Raw genomic sequence first — 15,552 nt, 5'->3', positions numbered from 1 at the left:
GGGGGTCCGTGGTCATACCCTAGGGGGGGGGCGGGGGGGTGCCGCGCGGGCCCCGCCGGGTGGGGTGATGTTCGGTCAGATCTGGTACTTGTAGCGGAAGGAGCCGAGCAGCTTGCAGGTCACGTGGTCGTGGTCGAGCAGGTTGACCGTGGCGTTCATCGTGCCGCCGCCGGTGGTCTCCTCGTACGTGCCGACGCCGTAGAGGATCGTCCAGGTGCCGGACGGGTAGACCGTGGTGTCCGAGGTCAGGGGCGCGGTGAGGGCGTAGCTGATGACGAGCTTGTCGCCGTCGGGCTCGGCGATGGTCGCCGTGCCCTTGATGTCCCACTTGCCGGGGATGGTCGCGGTGCAGGCCGTCTCGTCCTGCGTCCAGGTGCCGTTGGTGGTCGGGACGCCGGTGACGGTGCCCGATCCGGTCACCTTGTAGCCGTTGCAGCCCGTGGTGTCCGGGTGCGGGGTCGCGACCACCGCGTAGTTCGCGGTCTCGTCGACCTGGATCGACGGCGGAGTCGGGGTCGGGCCGGTCACGGCGGACGCGGTCCCGGTCGTGGTGCCGAAGATCAGTGCGGCTGCGGCCGCCGCGCCGGCCATGCGTGCGGACCAGCGCTGGGCGATACCTGCCATCTTTCCCCCGTACGTATGTGTGTGCAGATGCTGTTGTTGTTCAACGCGGCCTGTGTGAAGGCGCGTTAAGGACAGCTTGGCCGAACAGATGTGCTCCCGTCGAGCGATTCAGCCGATTTACATACCGCCGGTTTGGTTTTCATCGGGCGTTCCCGCGCCGGCCGCCCTCCGCCCCTTACGCCGGACGCCTCACGCGGGGAACCGCCGCCCCACCCACCGCCACGCGAGTTCGAGCACCGCCGAACCCGCCGCCGCGATCGCGACCGCGGTCCACGGCATCGTCACCCCGACCAGCTTCAGCGCGAAGAAGTCCTGCAGCCACGGCACGACGAGCACCAGGAGGAAGGCCCCGGCCATCGCCGCGACGAGCGCGACGCGCCACCAGGTGTACGGGCGGGCGATGATCGCGAGGACCCACATGGAGACGAGGAAGAGGGTGAGCGTGGCCGCGCTGGTCTCGGCGTCCAGGGCGTCCGGGCCCGTGTAGTAGGCCCGGGCGAGGAGGTACGTCGCGAAGGTCGCCGCCGCCGCGATCACGCCGGCGGGGATCGCGTACCGCATCACCCGGCGCACGAAGTTCGGCTTCGCGCGCTCCTTGTTGGGCGCGAGGGCCAGGAAGAAGGCCGGGACGCCGATGGTGAGGGTGGAGAGCAGGGTGAGGTGGCGCGGCAGGAAGGGGTATTCCACCTGGCTCACGACCACCAGGATCGCCAGCAGCACCGAGTAGACGGTCTTCGTCAGGAAGAGCGTCGCGACACGGGTGATGTTGCCGATGACGCGGCGGCCCTCGGCGACCACCGACGGCAGCGTCGCGAAGGAGTTGTTCAGCAGGACGATCTGGGCCACGGCGCGCGTCGCCTCCGAGCCCGAGCCCATCGACACGCCGATGTCCGCGTCCTTCAGCGCGAGGACGTCGTTGACGCCGTCGCCCGTCATGGCCACGGTGTGCCCGTGCGACTGGAGCGCGGCGACCATCTCCCGCTTCTGCTGCGGCGTGACCCGGCCGAAGACCGCGTTGTCGTCGAGGACCCGCGCCATCTCCTCCCGCTCGTCCGGCAGCTTCCGGGCGTCGACCGTGTGCGCGGCGCCCGGCAGCCCGAGCTTTCCGGCCACCGCGCCGACCGAGACCGCGTTGTCGCCGGAGATGACCTTCGCGGCGACGTTCTGGTCGGCGAAGTACGCGAGCGTGTCGGCCGCGTCGGGCCGCAGCCGCTGCTCCAGGACCACGAGGGCCGTGGCCGTCGCGCCCTGCGCCACCTCCGGGGAGTCGAGCTCCCGGGTCGTGCGGGCGAGCAGCAGCACCCGCAGGCCCTGCTCGTTCAGCCGGTCGACGTCCGCGAGCGACGGGTCGCCGGGCGCGAGCAGCACGTCGGGCGCGCCGAGCAGCCACGTCGAGTTCTCGCCGTCGCCCTCGCTGAAGGCGGCGCCGCTGTACTTCCGGGCGGAGGAGAAGGGCAGGGCCTCCGTGCAGCGCCAGTCCTCCGCGTCCGGGTAGGCGTCGATGATCGCCTGGAGCGAGGCGTTCGGCCGCGGGTCGGACTCGCCCAGGGCGCCGAGGACCTTCCGTACGTACTCCTGGTCCGCGCCGTTCAGCGTGCGCAGCTCGGTGACGTCCATGCCGCCCTCGGTGAGCGTGCCGGTCTTGTCGAGGCAGACGACGTCGACCCGTGCGAGGCCCTCGATCGCGGGCAGCTCCTGCACGAGGCACTGCTTGCGGCCGAGCCGGATCACGCCGATCGCGAAGGCGACGGAGGTGAGCAGGACCAGGCCCTCGGGGATCATCGGGACGATGCCGCCGACGGTGCGGGCGACCGAGTTCTTGAAGTCGTTGTCCTTGGCGACGAGCTGGCTGATCACGAGCCCGACGGCGGTCGGGATCATCATCCACGTCACGTACTTGAGGATCGTGGAGATGCCGCTGCGCAGCTCGGAGTGGACGAGCGTGAAGCGGGAGGCCTCCTCGGCGAGCTGCGCCGCGTACGCCTCGCGCCCGACCTTGGTGGCGGTGAACGCGCCGCCGCCGGCGACCACGAACGAGCCCGACATCATCCGGTCGCCGGGCCGCTTCACGACCGGGTCGGCCTCGCCGGTGAGCAGCGACTCGTCGACCTCCAGGTTGTCGTGTTCGGCGACCACGCCGTCGACGACGACCTTGTCGCCGGGGCCGAGCTCGATGAGGTCGCCGAGGACGATCTCGGAGGTGGAGATCTCGGCGGAGACGCCGTCGCGCCGGACGGTGGGTCTGGCCTCGCCGATGACGGCGAGGCTGTCGAGGGTCTTCTTGGCGCGGAGTTCCTGGATGATGCCGATGCCGGTGTTGGCGACGATCACGAAGCCGAAGAGGCTGTCCTGGATCGGCGCGACGAAGAGCATGATCACCCAGAGCACGCCGATGATCGCGTTGAAGCGGGTGAAGACGTTGCCGCGGACGATGTCGGTGGTGGAGCGGGAACTGCGGACGGGGACGTCGTTGACCTCGCCGCGCGCCACGCGCTCGGCGACCTCGGCGGAGGTCAGGCCGGCCGGACGGTGCACGACGGCCGGCTCCGCCGCGGCGGTCTCCCTTCCGCCGGTCCCGCTTCCCTCGAGGTCGATCTTCGCCCGCTGAGTCATGTTTTCGACGTTACGGCGGGAATCGGCCGCTCACCCGCCGAGAAGTCCGAACATCGGACCGGGGTAGGACGAAAACCGTCCCGCGGTACTACACGGCTGGGTGCTGCGTCCCCTGCTGGGTCTCCTGCCGCGTCTCCCGCTCCGCCTTCTGCCGCGCCTCGTGCCGCTTGATCGCCGCGTCGCGCTTGCGCACGTACCAGATGCCGATGAGGCCCAGGCCGGCGCCGGCCAGGCAGGTCCACACCCACCAGGTCAGGTCCCGGTCGTCGAACCAGCCGTAGAAGGGGACCTGGACGAGGAACAGGACGAACCAGAGGATCGTGCCGCCCGTGATGGTGGCGACGACGGGCCCCTCCAGGGGCTCGGGTGCCTCGTGCTTCGGTGTCCACTTCGCCATGCGGCCCAGTCTAGGCGGGCGGGTTTCCGGGCCCTCGTACGGTCCGCGCCGCGGAAGGCGCACGGGCCGCCCCGCCGAAGGCGTACGGGCCCCCGAGGGGCCGTCGGAAGGTCTACGCGCGGAGATGGACTCCCGCTCGTTCATCTGTTCATACTGAAACGGTTTGCCTCTGGCGAGTTCCCTTCGTATGAACCGCCAAATTGACCATACGAGGACAACCCATGAGCACCACGGCCACCGCCAAGGCCACTTCTCCGGAGCCTTCCGCTCCGCAGCAGCCCGCTTCCGGTCTCGACCGCTTCTTCAAGATCTCCGAGCGCGGCTCCACCGTCGCCCGCGAGGTCCGCGGCGGTTTCGCCACCTTCTTCGCGATGGCCTACATCATCGTGCTGAACCCGATCATCCTCGGCAGCGCCAAGGACATGTACGGGCACCAGCTCGACGGCGGCCAGCTCGTCACCGCGACCGTGCTGACGGCCGCCTTCTCGACGCTGCTCATGGGTGTCATCGGCAACGTGCCGATCGCGCTCGCCGCCGGGCTCGGCGTCAACACGGTCGTCGCGCTCCAGCTCGCCCCGAAGATGTCCTGGCCGGACGCCATGGGCATGGTCGTCCTCGCGGGTCTGGTCGTGATGCTGCTGGTCGCGACCGGTCTGCGCGAGCGCGTGATGAACGCCGTGCCGGTCGGCCTGCGCAAGGGCATCGCCATCGGCATCGGCCTGTTCATCATGCTCATCGGCCTGGTGGACTCGGGCTTCGTCTCCCGCATCCCGGACGCCGCCCACACCACCGTCCCGCTGCAGCTCGGCGGCGACGGTCACCTCACCGGCTGGCCGGTGCTCGTGTTCGTCCTGGGCACCCTGCTCACCCTCGCGCTGATCGTCCGCAAGGTGCCGGGCGCGATCCTCATCTCCATCGTCGTGATGACGATCGTCGCGATGGTGATCAACGCCGTCGCCACCGTCCCCTCCTGGGGCCTGACCACGCCCGAGTGGCCCGGCAACCCGGTCGCCTCGCCCGACTTCGGCCTCGTCGGCCAGGTCAGCCTGTTCGGCGGCTTCGGCAAGGTCGGCGTGCTGACCGGCGTCCTCTTCGTCTTCACCGTGCTGCTGTCCTGCTTCTTCGACGCCATGGGCACGATCCTCGGTGTCGGCGACGAGGCCAAGCTCATGGACAAGGACGGCAACTTCCCGGGCATCAACAAGGTCCTGCTGGTCGACGGCCTCGCCGTCGCCTCCGGCGGTGCCACGTCCTCCTCCGCCACCACCTGCTTCGTGGAGTCCACGGCGGGCGTCGGCGAGGGCGCCCGTACGGGTCTTGCCTCGGTGGTGACCGGCGGACTGTTCTCGGTCGCGCTGTTCCTCACGCCGCTCGCCACGATGGTCCCGTCGCAGGCGGCGACGCCCGCCCTGCTGGCGGTCGGCTTCCTGATCCTGGCCGGGTCGGTCAAGGAGATCGACTGGAGCGACTTCACGATCGCCGTGCCGGCGTTCCTGGCCATGGTGATGATGCCGTTCACGTACTCGATCACGAACGGCATCGGCATCGGCTTCATCGCCTTCAGCGTGCTGCGTCTCGCGGCCGGCCGGGGCCGTGAGGTCCCGGTGGCCATGTACGTCGTGTCGGCGGTCTTCGTCTTCTACTACGCGATGCCGGCACTCGGGCTGACCTGAGGCCGGGGCGCGTCACCCGCCCCGTAGAACTTCTCCGTCTCGTCGACGGCGGTCTTGAACCGCTCGTCGAAGTCCTCTCGAATGAGCGTCCGGACGACATAGTCCTGGACGCTCATTCCTCTTCTGGCGGCGTGTCCGCGGAGCCGTTCGAGCAGCTCTCCGTCGACGCGCAGGCTGAGCACGGTCGATTCCATGCCCGTCAGGTTCGCGCCATGGAAGGGCCGCGCGCGTCACTTTCCGGATCGGTCTCACTCATTTGGGTGACAGGTTGCGACGGAAGGTTTTCGATTGGTCTTTAGAGAGAGTAATGAGTTACGCTAAGGACATGCCTGACCTGTCGCACGGCACCGCCGACGATGCCGCCGCCGTGAACGCGCTCCGCAGCGCCGTCATGCGGCTGGGCCGACGCCTGAAGCACCAGCGCGTCGACGAATCGCTGAGCCCCACCGAGATGTCGGTGCTCGGCACCCTGTCGCTCTGCGGCTCCGCCACCCCTGGCGAGCTGGCCCGCAAGGAGCACGTCCAGCCGCCCTCGATGACCCGCATCGTCGCGCTGCTCGAAGCCAAGGGACTGGTCAGGCTCGAGCCACATCCCGACGACCGTCGGCAGAAGGTGGTCAGGCAGACCGAGCAGGCGGAGTCCATGCTGGAAGAGTCCCGCCGTAAACGGAACGCCTGGCTCGCCACCCTCGCCGAAGGTCTGGACGAGGACGAATGGGCGAAGCTGCGCGCAGCCGCCCCGGTCCTGGAGAAGCTCGCCCACCTCTAGAACCGGAGCCAAGGAGGCGACGCACTTTGAGTACGGGACCCGGAGCAGACTCCGCACCCGTCCATGAATCCGATACCTACTCCCGCGCACGTCAGCGCGACCGCCGGAGCGAGGGGACCTTCTCCTCGCTCGGGATCCGGAACTACCGGCTGTTCTTCACCGGAGCGATCGTCTCCAACACCGGTACGTGGATGGCCCGGATCACCCAGGACTGGCTGGTCCTGAGCCTCACCGGCTCCGCCGCCGCCGTCGGCATCACGACGGCGCTCCAGTTCCTGCCGATGCTGCTGTTCGGCCTGTACGGCGGTGTCATCGCCGACCGCTACCCGAAGCGCCGCATCCTCCTCGTCAGCCAGGCCGCGCTCGGCCTGTGCGGACTGACCCTCGCGGCCCTCACCCTCAGCGGGCACGTCCAGGTCTGGCACGTCTACCTGATCGCCTTCCTGCTCGGCATGGTCACCGTGGTCGACAACCCGACCCGGCAGTCCTTCGTCTCCGAGATGGTCGGACCGGACCGGCTGCGCAACGCGGTCTCGCTGAACTCGGCGAACTTCCAGTCCGCCCGGCTGATCGGACCCGCCGTCGCGGGCCTGCTCATCGCGGGCGTCGGCAGCGGCTGGGCGTTCCTCATCAACGGCCTGTCCTTCCTCGCCCCGCTCGCCGCCCTGCTCCTGATGCGCCCGGCCGAGCTCCACAAGGTGGAGCGCGCGCCGCGGGGCAAGGGCCAGCTGCGCGAGGGCCTGCGCTACGTCGCCGGCCGTCCCGACCTGATCTGGCCGATCGTCCTGGTCGGCTTCATCGGCACGTTCGGGTTCAACTTCCCGATCTGGCTGACCGCCTTCTCGGAGGAGATCTTCCACGTCGGCGCCGGTACGTACGGCTTCCTGAACACCCTCATGGCGGCCGGCTCGCTCGTGGGCGCGCTGCTCGCGGCCCGGCGCGGCTCGACCCGGCTGCGGAAGCTGGTCGTCGCGGCGGGCGTGTTCGGCGTCCTGGAGATCACGGCGGCGCTGTCGCCCTCCTTCTGGCTGTTCGCGCTGCTCCTGGTCCCCATCGGGATGATCGGCCTGACGGTCAACATCAGCGCGAACTCGGCCGTCCAGATGGCCACGGACCCGGTCATGCGGGGCCGGGTGATGAGCCTCTACATGATGGTGTTCGCGGGCGGCACCCCGATCGGCGCCCCGCTCCTCGGCTGGGTCACCGACACGTACGGTCCCCGCGTCGGCTTCGCCACCGGCGGCCTCGTCTCCCTCGCCGCCGCGGCCGTCATCGGCCTGATCCTGGCGCGCGTGGGCGGCCTGAAGCTCGCGGTCGGCTGGCACCACGGCCACCCGAGCCTCCGCTTCGTCCCCCAGGACCACCGCCCGACCCTGGCACCGGCCGCATAGCGGGAACGACACGCCGAAGGGGCCGGGTCCTGTCACGGGACCCCGGCCCCTTCGCCGTGCCCGGGGCCGGGTGCGCCGGAAGGCGACTGTCTCAGTTCAGGTGTTTACGGGGCGGCGCCGTGAAGATTGTGTGTACGTTGAGTGCCGCTCAAGTGCCCGCAGCCACAGGAGGTTTCACTTGCGCATGCGCTCCGCCGCCATAGCCGCCGCTCTCGCCGCCGGCAGCCTGGCCGCCCTCACCGCCGCACCGGCCCAGGCCACCGAGTACTCCTCGGCCCTGAAGATCAAGGGCGTCCAGTACGACGCGCCGGGTCCGGACTCCAACCGGTGCTCCGGTGGCAACACCGCCGCCGAGTTCGTCACCATCAAGAACTACTCCCGCACCGCCACGGTGAACCTCAAGGGCTACGTGGTGAAGGACGCGGCCGGGAACTCGTACACCTTCCGGATCAACCACTACCTGCAGCCGGGCGACTACGTGCAGCTGCGCGGCAACTACGGCACCGAGTCCGACGCCAAGAACGTCGCCTACCGCAACAACTGCAACTTCATCTGGAACAACGACCGCGACACCATCAAGCTGATCAAGCCGGGCGGCGCCTACGCCGACACCCACTCGTACACCAAGAGCGGCAACGACCGCGACGGGAACGGCTACATCACCTTCCACGGCTGAGGACCGCCCGGCGCGGGGCCCCCGGACCTCGCGCCACCCGGCCGCGGCCGTCCTGACTGGTCAGACCCGCTGTTCCAGGACCTGGCCCGGCCAGTCGTTCACCGTGAACGTCTCCGTGCGGGTGAAGCCCTGGCGTTCGTAGTAGGCCACCAGCCGGCCCTCGCTGCCCGCGAAGCAGTCCACCCGCAGCAGGGAGACGCCCTCGCGGCGGGTCTCCGAGGCCGCGTGGGCGAGGAGGGCCGCGCCGACGCCGCGGCCGTGGAAGCGGGCGTCGGTGGCGAGGTAGCGGACGTACCGCTCGGGCTCGTCGGCCGGGGCCACGTACTGGCCCGGGTGCGGGGTGAGGGTGAGGGTGCCGGCGGGGACGCCGTCGATCTCCGCGATCCACGGAGTGCCCTCGGACGCGACCCGCTCGACCAGCTCCACCGTCCTGGGGCGCGAGGTGAACGGCTCCGTGCCCCACTGGGCGGTGATGCCGCGCTCGTTGAGCCAGACGACCGCGCTGTCGAATATCGCGAGCATCGCGGGAACGTCCTCCGGCCCGCCCTGCCTGATCTTGATCCCGGTATCCATCCGGCCGAGGGTAGTCCCTGCCAGACTCGACCCATGAGGCTTTTCGCTGCCGTCCTGCCGCCGCCCGCGCAGCTCGACGAGCTCGGCCGCGAGGTCGACCGGCTCGCTCACCTGCCGGGGGCCGACCGGCTCCGCTGGACCTCCCGGCCCGGCTGGCACTTCACCCTCGCGTTCATGGGCGAGGTCGACGAGGACCTGCTGCCCGACCTGCACGCCCGGCTCGGCCGCGCCGCCCACCGCACCGCGCCCTTCCCGCTGCGCCTGCACGGCGGCGGCCACTTCGGCCGCGCGGTGCTGTGGACCGGCGCGGCGGGCGGCCTGGACGAGATGCGGCTGCTCGCCGAGCGCGCGGACGCCGCCGCCCGCCGGGCCGGCGTCGCGATGGACGAGCACCGCCGCTACCAGGCCCACCTCACCGTGGCCCGCTCCCGCACCACCGACCTGGACCTGCGCCCCTTCGTCACCGCCCTCGACCCCTTCGAGGGCAGCCGCTGGCAGGTCGCGGAGCTCGCCCTGGTCCGCAGCCACCTGCCGGGCGGCGGCCCGCCGGGCAGGCAGCCGCGCTACGAGACGATCGCCACGTGGCCCCTGGGCGGAGCGGCCGAACCGGCGCGTTAACCTCGAATGGTGGACCCGAAAACCCGTAACCGGATCATGGCCGGTGTGCTCGTCCTGATGTTCGCGATCATCGCGGTGGCGTCGGTGGTGGGCGGACAGTAGCCGCGCGCCGGCCCCCTGGGCCGTCACCCGTCCGTCTCCGCTCGTCCTGCTCCTCCCGCTCCTTCCCGTAACCCCTTGCTTCGAGTGGACTCCAGGCAGTTGGCTTGATCTCCATGGAGTACACGCAGCTCGGACGCACGGGACTCAAGGTCGGCCGACTCGTCCTCGGCACCATGAACTTCGGTCCGCAGACGGACGAATCCACCAGCCACGCGATCATGGACGCCGCGCTCGACGCGGGCCTCAACCTCTTCGACACCGCCAACGTCTACGGCCAGACCGCGGGCAAGGGACGCACCGAGGAGATCATCGGGTCCTGGTTCGCCAAGGACCCCGCGCACCGCGACAAGGTGGTCCTCGCCACCAAGATGTACGGGAACATGGCCGCGGAGGCCGGGCCCGCCTGGCCCAACCACGACAAGCTGTCCGCCGTGAACATCCGGCGCTCCGTCGAGGCCAGCCTGAAGCGGCTCGGCACCGACTACATCGACCTCTACCAGTTCCACCACGTCGACCGGCTGACGCCCTTCGACGAGATCTGGCAGGCCGTCGACGTGCTGATCCAGCAGGGCAAGATCCTCTACGCCGGTTCCTCGAACTTCCCCGGATACAAGATCGCCCAGGCCAACGAGGCCGCCGCCCGGCGCGGCATGGTGGGCCTGGTCAGCGAGCAGTGCCACTACAACCTCTACGAGCGGCGCGCCGAGATGGAGGTGATCCCGGCCGCCCAGGAGTACGGCGTCGGCGTGATCCCGTGGTCGCCGCTGGGCGGCGGTCTGCTGGGCGGGGTCCTCCGCAAGGAGGTGCAGGGCGGCCGCCGCGCCGGCGGCCGGACCGCCGAGCGGCTCGCGGACCCGGTGGAGCGGGCCCGCATCCAGGCCTACGAGGACCTGCTCGACAAGCACGACCTGGACCCCGGCGAGACGGCCCTGGCCTGGCTGCTCACCCGCCCCGGCGTGACCGGCCCGATCATCGGCCCGCGCACCCCGGAACAGCTGACGAGCGCCCTGCGCGCGCTGGAGCTGGAGCTGAGCGAGGAGGTCCTGGCGGGCCTCGACGCGATCTTCCCGGGTCCGGGTCCGGCGCCGGAGGCGTTCGCCTGGTGAGGCCGGTCCGACCCGTCCGGGCCGACGGGTTCTGCCGGGTCAGTCGCGGCGGAACTTGTCGGTCCGGAGAACCATGCCGAGTGGGGTGCGGGTGAGGTCCACGTCCATCCCGAAGTCGGTGACGAGTTCGCTGAGGTAGTGCTCGTCTTTCGGCTCGGTGAAGACGTGGCACCTGCCCTGATAGGGATCGGCGATCAGGTAGACAGGGATGCCGGCAGCCGCGTAGACGGCCTTCTTGGGCTCGTAGTCATTGCGAGCGGTGCCCTTGGAGATGACCTCGGCGACGAATTCGATGTCCGAATAGCTCCAGCGACCTTCGTCGTCCGGCACGGCTTCGTCCCGGACCTTGACCACGTCGGGGCAGAAGCCGTTCAGGCTCCCGGGGAAGTCGATCCGTACGTCTGAGAGGAGTTCGACGTCCTCGCCGAACTCGTCCTCCAGAGCCCGGACAACCCGGCGGATGATCTGCCAGTGCACGTTCCGCTGCGGCACCATGTAGACGGCCCCCTCGACGATCTCGACCTTGTATCCCTCGGGGACGGGCATCCGCTCCAGTGCCTCGAACAGCTCGTCCAAGGTCGGTTCTCCGCTTGTCACGGCCATCTCGATCCTGTCGTCCACGGCAGTCATCGTGGCGCTCCTCCCCGGCCGTCGCTCGACGGGTGACGCGCGCGATCCAACGATACGCACGGCGCCGTCGGCACGCCGGTGGCGACAACTCGCCACCGTCCGTGGGCACGTCACGCCCCGCCGAGCCAGCTCGTCGCGTCCAGGCGGTAGGTGGTCTCGGCCGGGACGACGGCGCGCAGGGCCGTCTCCAGGTCGCGGACCCGGTCCGCGCCGAGGCGGGCCGCCCACTCGGCGCGCAGGGCGTCGAAGACGGCGGCCGAGCGGGTGAGGGCGTCGACGCCGTGCGGGGTGAGGCGGACGAGTTTGCGGCGGGCGTCGGCGGGGTCGTCGGCGCGTTCCGCGTAGCCGAGGGCGAGGAGCCGGTCGACCGTCTTGCCCGCCGCCTGCTTGGAGACGCCGAGCCGGCGGCCGATGTCGCTGGCGGTGGAGCCGTGCGGGCTCCCGGCGATGGCCTGGAGCGCGAAACCGTGGGCGGGGCGCAGGTCGGGGTGGCCCTGGCGGGCGAGTTCGGCGTGGAGCCGGTCGATGAGGGTGCGGAAGCCGGCGAAGAGCAGCAGGGGCAGCTCGAAGCCGGGCGTCTCGCGCGCTTCCGGGGGAAACCCCTTGCCCGGATCGACAACCTGGTTTACGTTTTCCTCGTCGACATGGTCAACCATGTTGTCCATTCTAGCTTCTCCAGGGGGAGTCACCTTGCCGCAGGCCGTCACGACCGCCGACATGTCCGCCCGTACCGCGAACGCCGTCGCGCTCCTCAAGGAGTCGCCCCACACCCTCGACGGCTTCCTCAGGCTCAGCGAGATCTTCGAGTCCACCACCCTGGACCCGCACTCCCGCGAGACCGTCATCCTCACCGTCGCCGAGCGCAACCAGTGCCACCTGTGCGTCGACATGCACGAGTCGAAGTTCGCCGCCCTCGGCCCGGCGCCCGCACCCGAACGCCTCGCCGCCGTACGTCGGTTCACCCTCCAGGTCCTCGCCGCCTCCGGCGCGGTCTCCGACGACGACCTCGACGCCTTCCTGGGCCACGGCTACACCCGCCAGAACGCCCTCGAAGTCGTCCTCGGCATCGGCACGTACACCGTCTCGACCTTCGCCAACCGGCTCACCCGCGCCGCCTGACCAGGGGTCAGTGGCGGTACGGGCCGCCCAGGCCCCACGCCTGGTGCATCGCGTCGGCGAAGGCCGCCGCCAGCTTGTGCTCGCCCGTGGGGCCCGGGTGGGTGCCGTCGTAGGTGTCCTGGTGGATGTCGTACGACTCCGGGACCGTCGCCAGGAGGAGCGGCGAGGACGCGGTGTCCAGGTCCGCGACCGTCTTCGCGAGGAGCTCGTTGAAGCGGGCGCACTCGGCGGCGAACGGCGCGTCGTACTCGGCGCGGACGTTCGGGATGACCGGCAGCATGACCGCCCGGACCCGGGGGTTCGCGGCGCGGGCGGCGGTCAGGAAGGCACGGACGTTCTCGGTGGTCTGGTCGCTGTTCGTGTAGAAGCCCAGGTCGATCAGGCCCAGCGAGACCAGCAGCACGTCCGCGCGGGCCGCCGTCACCGCCTCGCCGACGAGCGGTGCCATGTGCAGCCAGCCCTCGCCCCAGCCCGCCAGGTGCCGGCGGGCGGCGGCCGGGAAGTCCGGGGCGGCGTACGCGTGCGAGGTGGCGGCGTCGTCGGCGGGCTCGTACAGCGCGGTGCGCGGGCCGGTGATCTCGTACCCGCCGGGGCCGGGCGGCACGGCCTCCAGGTGCTGCCACATCCGGTACCGCCAGGTGAAGTCGCCGGCGCGTCCGATGGTCATGCTGTCGCCGACGAACAGAAAACGCATGGGGCACATCATCACCGACGCCCGGCCGCGAGGGCGACGTGACCCCCGACACCACGGGCCCCGTGGCAGGCTGGTCGGCATGCGAACTGCTCTGCGCGTCCTGGGAACGGCGGCCCTCGTCCTGCTGGCGGCCGCCCCCGCCGGCGCGGCGGACACCACGATCGCCGCGGACGCCGACCGGGACTTCACCGTCGAGGATCCCCGGATCACCGAGTCCAGCGGGCTCGCCGCGAGCCGTGCCCATCCCGGGATCTACTGGACGCACAACGACCAGGACGCGCCCCTGATCTACGGCGTCGACTCCCGTACGGGAAAGACGGTCGCGACCCTCACCATGAAGGGCGTCGGCACGCCCCGCGACATGGAGGCGATCTCCGTCGGCCCCGACGGCGACATCTACGTCGGCGACATCGGCGACAACCTCGACGGCTCCTGGGACCACGTGTGGATCTACCGCTTCCCGGAGCCGGAGCGGCTGCGCGACCAGACCGTTCGGGCCACGCAGTACGACGTGCGGTACGCCGACGGGCCGCGCAACGCGGAAGCCCTGATGGTCCATCCGAAGACCGGCCGCGTCTACATCGCCAGCAAGAACGAGGACGGCGGCGGACTGTACGCCGGCCCCGCGCGGCTCGACGCCTCCCGCACCAACGTCTTCCGGCGGATCGGGGAAGTCCCCTGGGTGACGGACGGCGCCTTCTCGCCGGACGGCGGCCGGCTGGTCCTGCGCGGCTACCTCCTCGCCAAGGAGTACGCGTGGAAGGACGGCCGCCTCGGCGACGACGGCACGTCCGTCGGCGCGCCCTTTCAGGGCCAGGCGGAGTCGGTCACGTACACGGCGGACGGCTCGGCGCTGATGTTCGGCGCGGAGGGCCGGGGCAGCCGGGTCGTCCGCGTCGACCGCGACGGCACCGCACCGTCGCCGGGCGGCGACACGGCCGGCCCGGGCACCTCCGGCACCTCGAAGCCGCCCGGCGCCGGGCCCGCGGGGCCCTCCGCGACCGGCGGCGGCGAGCAGGGGAACTTCGCCCTCGGCGTCGTCGTCCTCGGCCTGGCGACCGTCGTCGTGGTCGGCCTCAAGCGCGTGTTCCGCCGCGACTGACCCGGCGGCCGGGCCGGGCCGGCCGGGCGGGTGGGGCCGGGGGAGGACGCCGAAAGGGCCCGGCGTCGGACCGTCAGACCGGTCCGACACCGGGCCCCTCGTACGGGCCGCCGCGCCCTCGACGGGCCGCCGGGCCCCTCGTACGGGCGGCAGAAGCGCCTACAGCTTCTCGATCACGTAGTCGATGCACGCGGTGAGCGCCCGGACGTCCGCCGGGTCGATCGCCGGGAACATCGCGATGCGCAGCTGGTTGCGGCCCAGCTTGCGGTACGGCTCGGTGTCCACGATGCCGTTGGCGCGCAGCGCCTTGGCGACCGCCGCCGCGTCGATCTCGTCCGCGAAGTCGATCGTGCCGATGACCTGCGAGCGCTTCGCCGGGTCGGTGACGAACGGCGTCGCGTGCTTGGACTCCTCGGCCCAGCCGTAGAGGGCGTCGGAGGACTCCTTCGTACGGGCCACGGCCCAGTCCAGACCGCCCTGGCCGTTGATCCACTTCAGCTGCTCGTTGAGCAGGAAGAGCGTCGCGAGCGCCGGGGTGTTGTACGTCTGGTTCTTCAGGGAGTTGTCGATCGCGGTCGGCAGGCTGAAGAACTCCGGGATGTGCCGGCCGGAGGCGTGGACGCGGGCCGCGCGCTCCAGGGCCGCCGGCGAGAACGCCGCGAGCCACAGGCCGCCGTCGGCGGCGAAGGACTTCTGCGGGGCGAAGTAGTAGACGTCGGTCTCGGTGATGTCGACCGGCAGACCGCCGGCGCCCGAGGTCGCGTCCACGAGCACGAGCGCGCCCTCGTCGGCGCCCGCGACCCGCTTCAGCGGGGCGGCGACACCGGTGGAGGTCTCGTTGTGGGTGTAGGCGTAGACGTCGACGCCCGCCTCGGCCACCGGCTCCGGGTGGGTGCCCGGGTCGGAGGAGATCACGGTCGGCTCGGCCAGCCAGGGGGCCAGCTTCGCGGCCTTCGCGAACTTGGAGGAGAACTCGCCGAAGGTGAGGTGCTGCGACTTGTTCTCGATCAGACCGTGGGTCGCGATGTCCCAGAAGGCGGTCGATCCGCCGTTGCCCAGGATCACCTCGTAGCCCTCGGGCAGCGAGAAGAGGTCACGGATGCCGGCACGCACCTCGCCGACCAGGTTCTTGACCGGAGCCTGGCGGTGAGAGGTACCGAGGAGCGAGGTGCCGGTGGCGGCCAGGGCGTCCAGCGCCTCCGTACGCACCTTGGAGGGGCCCGCGCCGAAACGGCCATCGGCGGGCTTGATGTCAGCGGGAATCTGGATATCGGCCACGAGGCGGAGCGTATCGGGTCGGCGAAGCCGGGGCCGGGTGATGTCCGCCGGATGAGACGCCGACTGAGACACTGTGTAGTCGTGGGATCACACGAGAACGGGACGGGGCGGGGCACGGCGTACGGGACGGGGCGGGGCACGGCGTACGGCACCGGAGGCCGGAGTGCCGCGGCGAACGCCGCCCTCG

17 protein-coding genes are annotated in these 15,552 nt (G+C 70.8%); 8 read left to right on the top strand and 9 right to left on the bottom strand.

Features of this window, described 5'->3' with window-relative positions; genetic code table 11:
• Positions 1–75: 75 nt before the first annotated feature.
• From ACFVGS_RS34470 to ACFVGS_RS34460, 3 genes are all read right to left on the bottom strand, one after another.
• Positions 76–624: a hypothetical protein gene (locus ACFVGS_RS34470; RefSeq protein WP_385696115.1), complete on the bottom strand. Its 549-nt coding sequence runs from the start codon at positions 622–624 to the stop codon at positions 76–78.
• Between the two features lie 189 nt (positions 625–813).
• Complete coding sequence (locus ACFVGS_RS34465) at positions 814–3,237, bottom strand: HAD-IC family P-type ATPase (protein ID WP_385696113.1); 2,424 nt, start codon at positions 3,235–3,237, stop codon at positions 814–816.
• 88 nt (positions 3,238–3,325) lie between these two features.
• Positions 3,326–3,634, bottom strand: a complete 309-nt coding sequence (locus ACFVGS_RS34460; RefSeq protein ID WP_384423181.1) for a DUF2530 domain-containing protein — start codon at positions 3,632–3,634, stop codon at positions 3,326–3,328.
• Between the two features lie 221 nt (positions 3,635–3,855).
• On the opposite strand from ACFVGS_RS34460, the gene ACFVGS_RS34455 reads away from it, so the two are divergent.
• Entirely contained in the window at positions 3,856–5,307 is a 1,452-nt protein-coding gene (locus tag ACFVGS_RS34455) for an NCS2 family permease (protein WP_384423179.1), read from the top strand.
• Here ACFVGS_RS34455 and ACFVGS_RS34450 read toward each other — a convergent pair.
• Positions 5,277–5,501 (bottom strand): ribbon-helix-helix protein, CopG family, encoded by a 225-nt coding sequence (locus ACFVGS_RS34450; protein ID WP_384423177.1) that lies wholly within the window; start codon positions 5,499–5,501, stop codon positions 5,277–5,279. The genes ACFVGS_RS34455 and ACFVGS_RS34450 overlap by 31 nt on opposite strands.
• 131 nt (positions 5,502–5,632) lie before the next feature.
• Between ACFVGS_RS34450 and ACFVGS_RS34445 the strand changes: the two genes are divergently transcribed.
• The 3 genes from ACFVGS_RS34445 (at position 5,633) to ACFVGS_RS34435 (ending at position 8,143) form a co-directional block, all read left to right on the top strand.
• Positions 5,633–6,076, top strand: a complete 444-nt coding sequence (locus ACFVGS_RS34445) for a MarR family winged helix-turn-helix transcriptional regulator (protein ID WP_384423175.1) — start codon at positions 5,633–5,635, stop codon at positions 6,074–6,076.
• Between the two features lie 26 nt (positions 6,077–6,102).
• The gene (locus ACFVGS_RS34440; RefSeq protein WP_384423174.1) at positions 6,103–7,467 is read left to right on the top strand and encodes an MFS transporter; all 1,365 of its coding nucleotides are present in this window, start codon (positions 6,103–6,105) and stop codon (positions 7,465–7,467) included.
• A gap of 184 nt (positions 7,468–7,651) precedes the next feature.
• Positions 7,652–8,143, top strand: coding sequence for a lamin tail domain-containing protein (locus ACFVGS_RS34435; protein WP_385696120.1), 492 nt, complete (start codon positions 7,652–7,654; stop codon positions 8,141–8,143).
• Positions 8,144–8,203: 60 nt separating this feature from the next.
• On the opposite strand, the gene ACFVGS_RS34430 is transcribed toward ACFVGS_RS34435, so the two are convergent.
• On the bottom strand, positions 8,204–8,716 hold the full coding sequence (locus ACFVGS_RS34430) for a GNAT family N-acetyltransferase (protein WP_384423172.1): 513 nt from the start codon (positions 8,714–8,716) through the stop codon (positions 8,204–8,206).
• Between the two features lie 33 nt (positions 8,717–8,749).
• Here ACFVGS_RS34430 and thpR point away from each other — a divergent pair, with 33 nt between their 5' ends.
• Both thpR and ACFVGS_RS34420 read left to right on the top strand, forming a co-directional pair.
• Complete coding sequence (thpR, locus tag ACFVGS_RS34425; protein ID WP_384423170.1) at positions 8,750–9,334, top strand: RNA 2',3'-cyclic phosphodiesterase; 585 nt, start codon at positions 8,750–8,752, stop codon at positions 9,332–9,334.
• Positions 9,335–9,549: 215 nt separating this feature from the next.
• The gene (locus tag ACFVGS_RS34420) at positions 9,550–10,542 is read left to right on the top strand and encodes an aldo/keto reductase (protein WP_385696107.1); all 993 of its coding nucleotides are present in this window, start codon (positions 9,550–9,552) and stop codon (positions 10,540–10,542) included.
• 39 nt (positions 10,543–10,581) lie between these two features.
• Here ACFVGS_RS34420 and ACFVGS_RS34415 read toward each other — a convergent pair whose 3' ends face one another.
• Both ACFVGS_RS34415 and ACFVGS_RS34410 read right to left on the bottom strand, forming a co-directional pair.
• Positions 10,582–11,172 carry a Uma2 family endonuclease gene (locus ACFVGS_RS34415; RefSeq protein WP_384423166.1) on the bottom strand — a complete coding sequence of 197 codons (591 nt, stop codon included), beginning with the start codon at positions 11,170–11,172 and terminating at the stop codon, positions 10,582–10,584.
• Between the two features lie 110 nt (positions 11,173–11,282).
• A complete protein-coding gene (locus ACFVGS_RS34410) occupies positions 11,283–11,837 on the bottom strand; it encodes a MarR family winged helix-turn-helix transcriptional regulator (RefSeq protein WP_384423165.1) in 555 nt (184 codons plus the stop codon).
• A gap of 52 nt (positions 11,838–11,889) precedes the next feature.
• Between ACFVGS_RS34410 and ACFVGS_RS34405 the strand changes: the two genes are divergently transcribed.
• Complete coding sequence (locus ACFVGS_RS34405) at positions 11,890–12,291, top strand: carboxymuconolactone decarboxylase family protein (protein ID WP_384423187.1); 402 nt, start codon at positions 11,890–11,892, stop codon at positions 12,289–12,291.
• 7 nt (positions 12,292–12,298) lie between these two features.
• On the opposite strand, the gene ACFVGS_RS34400 is transcribed toward ACFVGS_RS34405, so the two are convergent.
• The gene (locus ACFVGS_RS34400; protein WP_385696103.1) at positions 12,299–12,985 is read right to left on the bottom strand and encodes a GDSL-type esterase/lipase family protein; all 687 of its coding nucleotides are present in this window, start codon (positions 12,983–12,985) and stop codon (positions 12,299–12,301) included.
• Between the two features lie 79 nt (positions 12,986–13,064).
• Between ACFVGS_RS34400 and ACFVGS_RS34395 the strand changes: the two genes are divergently transcribed.
• Positions 13,065–14,087, top strand: coding sequence for a WD40 repeat domain-containing protein (locus ACFVGS_RS34395; protein WP_385696100.1), 1,023 nt, complete (start codon positions 13,065–13,067; stop codon positions 14,085–14,087).
• 159 nt (positions 14,088–14,246) lie between these two features.
• Here the strand turns inward: ACFVGS_RS34395 and serC are convergent, their stop codons facing one another.
• Complete coding sequence (gene serC, locus ACFVGS_RS34390; protein ID WP_385696097.1) at positions 14,247–15,365, bottom strand: phosphoserine transaminase; 1,119 nt, start codon at positions 15,363–15,365, stop codon at positions 14,247–14,249.
• Between the last annotated feature and the right edge of the window lie 187 nt (positions 15,366–15,552).

It is taken from the genome of Streptomyces sp. NPDC127114, from assembly GCF_042677525.1.
Classification (GTDB): domain Bacteria; phylum Actinomycetota; class Actinomycetes; order Streptomycetales; family Streptomycetaceae; genus Streptomyces.
The sequence above is the reverse complement of the archived record's forward strand: the minus strand, read 5'-3'. Positions and strand labels throughout refer to the sequence as shown.